Source organism: Acinetobacter sp. L-24 (assembly GCF_056857555.1).
This window is the reverse complement of the sequence record NZ_JBSXNI010000003.1, coordinates 1-3363: the sequence shown is the minus strand read 5'-3', so window position 1 is coordinate 3363 and position 3363 is coordinate 1. Positions and strand designations below refer to the sequence as shown.

The following is a 3363-nucleotide window of genomic DNA, read 5'->3' as shown; positions in this document are numbered from 1 at the left end:
AGTGACCAAATCTTTTAGGCTTCGCGCAAAACGATCCATTGAATGTACAATCACCCTGTCCCCTTCCCGGACATAGTTCAACATTTCCTGAAATTTAGGTCGGTCAGTATTTTTACCTGAAGCACGGTCAACAAAAATCCGATCAACCTCAATTCCTTCAAGTTGACGTCCAGTGTTTTGCTCGACAGAACTTACCCGGACATACCCTACTTTTTGGCCTTTCACTTTTTCACGCCCCAATTGGATAAAAATGAACAATTTCGTAAATTATAAATCTTTAACACTAAAGTTACATGTTACTTATGATTAAAAATCATTTAAATGATACATAATTTCATGAACTTTCAGATTGTAACTTTAGGGTATACTCTAAATTTACATATTTAAATAACGAGTTTTTTCTCACTCATAAGAATTTGCAAGAATATATATACATTTATTGACATTAAGTAATTTAAATAAAATCAATATACGTATTTACATATATGTGGAAATACGTATATAAGTATATCTGAGTTTCTAATAGCAGTGTTAGTCAAAATGTTCTCGACCATAAAGATTTATCACAATCCTGAGTGTGGTACATCAAGGAATACCTTAGCTTTAATTCAAAATGCAGGAATTGAACCAATCGTTATTGAATATCTAATTACCCCACCTTCGAAAGCAGAATTAATTGAACTTATTCGTAGTGCTGGTTTAAGTGTTAGAGAAGCAATTCGTAAAAATGTACCTCCATATTCTGATTTAGAAATTGTTCGGGAAGATTGGTCTGATGAACAGCTTTTAAATTTTATGCTTCAACATCCTATTTTGATTAACCGCCCATTCGTTGTTACGGATTTAGGTACACGTTTGTGTCGTCCTTCTGAAGTTGTTTTGGATATTCTCCCGTTTCCTCAGAAAGGCGCATTTAGCAAAGAAGATGGTGAAAAAATTATTGATGAAAATGGCCAAAGAATTAAATAGTACTTTCTCATCTCTTGAATGGAAAGAATGTGAAGGAGATTTATATGGATCAAGTTAATTTTTTTAAATGCTTATCAGATGAAACACGTCTCAATATAGTGACATTAATTGTTGAAAATAAAGAACTATGTGTATGTGATTTGACTGAAAAACTACAACTCAGTCAACCGAAAATTTCAAGACATTTAGCCCTTTTACGTGCTTCAGGGCTACTTCAAGATCGCAGACAAGGCCAATGGGTTTACTACAGTATCAATCCAAAATTGGCCAACTGGTGTTATGAAATTTTAGATATTTTGAAGACGGTTCAATCTCAATCAAAGCTGGATGATCAACACCCCCTTTCTGTAAATAGTTATTGTGAGTAATTCAATGAAATTTTTATTTTTATGTACTGGAAATAGCTGCCGTAGCATTTTGTCTGAAGTTTTGTTTAATAGCCGAGCACCAGAAGGTTGGAAAGCCTATAGCGCTGGGAGTAAGCCTTCAGGTCAAGTTCACCCGCTAACTTTAGAAACCCTTGAAAACTTAGGATTATCTACCGAAGGTTTATGGAGTAAAACGATTAATGATTGTGAACAATATCAACCTGATGTTGTGATCACAGTATGTGATTCTGCTGCTCAAGAAGCATGTCCACTTTATTTGGGTGGAGCAATCAAGGCACATTGGGGCTTGGCTGATCCTTCACACTTAGACGTGAATAAAGAAGAAAAAATGAAAGCCTTTATGAGCACTGTTGAACATATCAATCGTCGCTTAGATGCTTTATTTAAACTTAATGTAGATAAACTATCTCGCTCAGAATTGATTGCAGCAATTAATCAAATTTCGAACGTTGAGTAAGTGAAATGTCTGAAAAACGCTTATCTTTTTTAGATCGCAACCTGACGCTATGGATTTTTATTGCCATGGCCTTAGGCATTGCCATCGGAAACTTCTTTCCTCAGGCTTCTGTCGCACTCGATAAATTAAGCATTGATTCAGTGAATATTCCAATCGCGATTGGTCTTATTCTAATGATGTATCCACCACTGGCAAAAGTGAACTATGCGACTTTGCCACAAGTGTTTAAGGATAAGAAAACCCTTACTTTGTCCTTAGTACAAAACTGGCTGATCGCGCCAGTACTCATGTTTGCCCTGGCAATCATATTTTTACATAGTTATCCAGAATATATGACCGGTGTCATCCTGATTGGTCTTGCTCGATGTATTGCCATGGTTCTGGTGTGGAATGGCTTGGCCTGTGGTGATAATCAATATGTTGCAGCATTAGTTGCCTTTAACAGCATCTTCCAGATTCTATTTTTCAGTACCTATGCCTGGTTATTCCTGACCTTCCTTCCACCCTATTTTGGTGTCGCTTCGCAGGTCATTAATGTCGATTTCTGGACCATCACCCATGCTGTTCTGGTTTATCTTGGTATTCCGTTCTTATTAGGTTTCTTAACGCGATGGATTTTGGTGAAACAGAAAGGCGTGGAATGGTATGAAACCAAGTTCATTCCGAAAATCAGTCCGCTGAGTTTAATGGCTTTGCTGTTCACCATTCTGGCCATGTTTAGCCTAAAAGGCGGTGATGTCGTGAGTCTTCCGCTTGAAGTTTTACGCATCGCGATTCCTTTAACCATTTACTTCGTTTTAATGTTCTTCATCAGCTTCTTTATGAGTAAATGGATGGGCAATGACTATCCTAAGACCACAGCAATTGCATTTACCGCAGCGGGGAATAATTTTGAATTATCACTTGCAGTAGCGATTGCAACTTTTGGTATCGCTTCGCCTGTTGCTTTTACCACGATTATTGGCCCACTGGTCGAAGTTCCTGTGTTGATTGCCTTGGTGAGTGTTTCACTCTGGCTGAGAAAGAAAGTTTTTAAAGAGGCCTAACTCTATGAATCTCCCAAATGTAGATCTAAATCTTCTTGAGCAACCCACCTTTGAAAAAGTTCAAGCCAAAGAACTTGCTCATCCTCCGCGAATTTTGCTGCTGTATGGCTCTAATCGAGAACGTTCTTACAGTCGCCTTGCAGTTCTTGAAGCCGGTCGAATCCTTGAGCATTTTGGGGCGGAAATAAAAATCTTTCATCCTAAAGGGCTTCCTTTACCAGAAGATGCGGATACTGAGCATCCAAAAGTAAAAGAACTGCATGAGCTTTTAGCATGGTCAGAAGGCATGGTCTGGTGTTCACCTGAACGCCATGGTTCTATGAGTTCAATCTTTAAATCTCAAATCGACTGGATTCCACTGGCAGGAGGGGCAATCCGTGCTACCCAAGGTAAAACTCTTGCCTTGATGCAAGTCAGTGGCGGATCACAGTCATTTAACAGCCTGAACCAGATGCGTATTTTGGGGCGGTGGATGCGGATGATCACCATTCCAAATCAGTCT

6 protein-coding genes are annotated in these 3363 nt (G+C 38.5%); 5 read left to right on the top strand and 1 reads right to left on the bottom strand.

Annotation, left to right across the window (positions count from 1 at the left end; genetic code table 11):
• Positions 1 to 225 (bottom strand): recombinase family protein (locus AC13CK_RS00075; protein ID WP_482830843.1); only part of this gene is annotated, 225 nt, incomplete at its 3' end.
• A gap of 315 nt (positions 226 to 540) precedes the next feature.
• Here AC13CK_RS00075 and arsC point away from each other — a divergent pair.
• From arsC to AC13CK_RS00050, 5 genes are all read left to right on the top strand, one after another.
• Positions 541 to 969: an arsenate reductase (glutaredoxin) gene (arsC, locus tag AC13CK_RS00070; protein WP_004733243.1), complete on the top strand. Its 429-nt coding sequence runs from the start codon at positions 541 to 543 to the stop codon at positions 967 to 969.
• Between the two features lie 44 nt (positions 970 to 1013).
• Positions 1014 to 1337 carry a metalloregulator ArsR/SmtB family transcription factor gene (locus AC13CK_RS00065; RefSeq protein WP_004644742.1) on the top strand — a complete coding sequence of 108 codons (324 nt, stop codon included), beginning with the start codon at positions 1014 to 1016 and terminating at the stop codon, positions 1335 to 1337.
• Positions 1338 to 1341: 4 nt separating this feature from the next.
• A complete protein-coding gene (locus AC13CK_RS00060; protein WP_004781073.1) occupies positions 1342 to 1815 on the top strand; it encodes an arsenate reductase ArsC in 474 nt (157 codons plus the stop codon).
• 5 nt (positions 1816 to 1820) lie between these two features.
• Entirely contained in the window at positions 1821 to 2861 is a 1041-nt protein-coding gene (gene arsB, locus AC13CK_RS00055) for an ACR3 family arsenite efflux transporter (RefSeq protein ID WP_004644740.1), read from the top strand.
• A 4-nt stretch (positions 2862 to 2865) separates the two neighbouring features.
• A partial coding sequence (locus AC13CK_RS00050) for an NAD(P)H-dependent oxidoreductase (RefSeq protein WP_482830842.1) occupies positions 2866 to 3363 on the top strand: 498 nt, incomplete at its 3' end.

Coding starts and splice junctions, on each gene's coding strand:
- arsC (WP_004733243.1), top strand. CDS start 541: ATGTTCTCGACCATAAAGATTTATCACAATCCTGAGTGTGGTACATCA.
- AC13CK_RS00065 (WP_004644742.1), top strand. CDS start 1,014: ATGGATCAAGTTAATTTTTTTAAATGCTTATCAGATGAAACACGTCTC.
- AC13CK_RS00060 (WP_004781073.1), top strand. CDS start 1,342: ATGAAATTTTTATTTTTATGTACTGGAAATAGCTGCCGTAGCATTTTG.
- arsB (WP_004644740.1), top strand. CDS start 1,821: ATGTCTGAAAAACGCTTATCTTTTTTAGATCGCAACCTGACGCTATGG.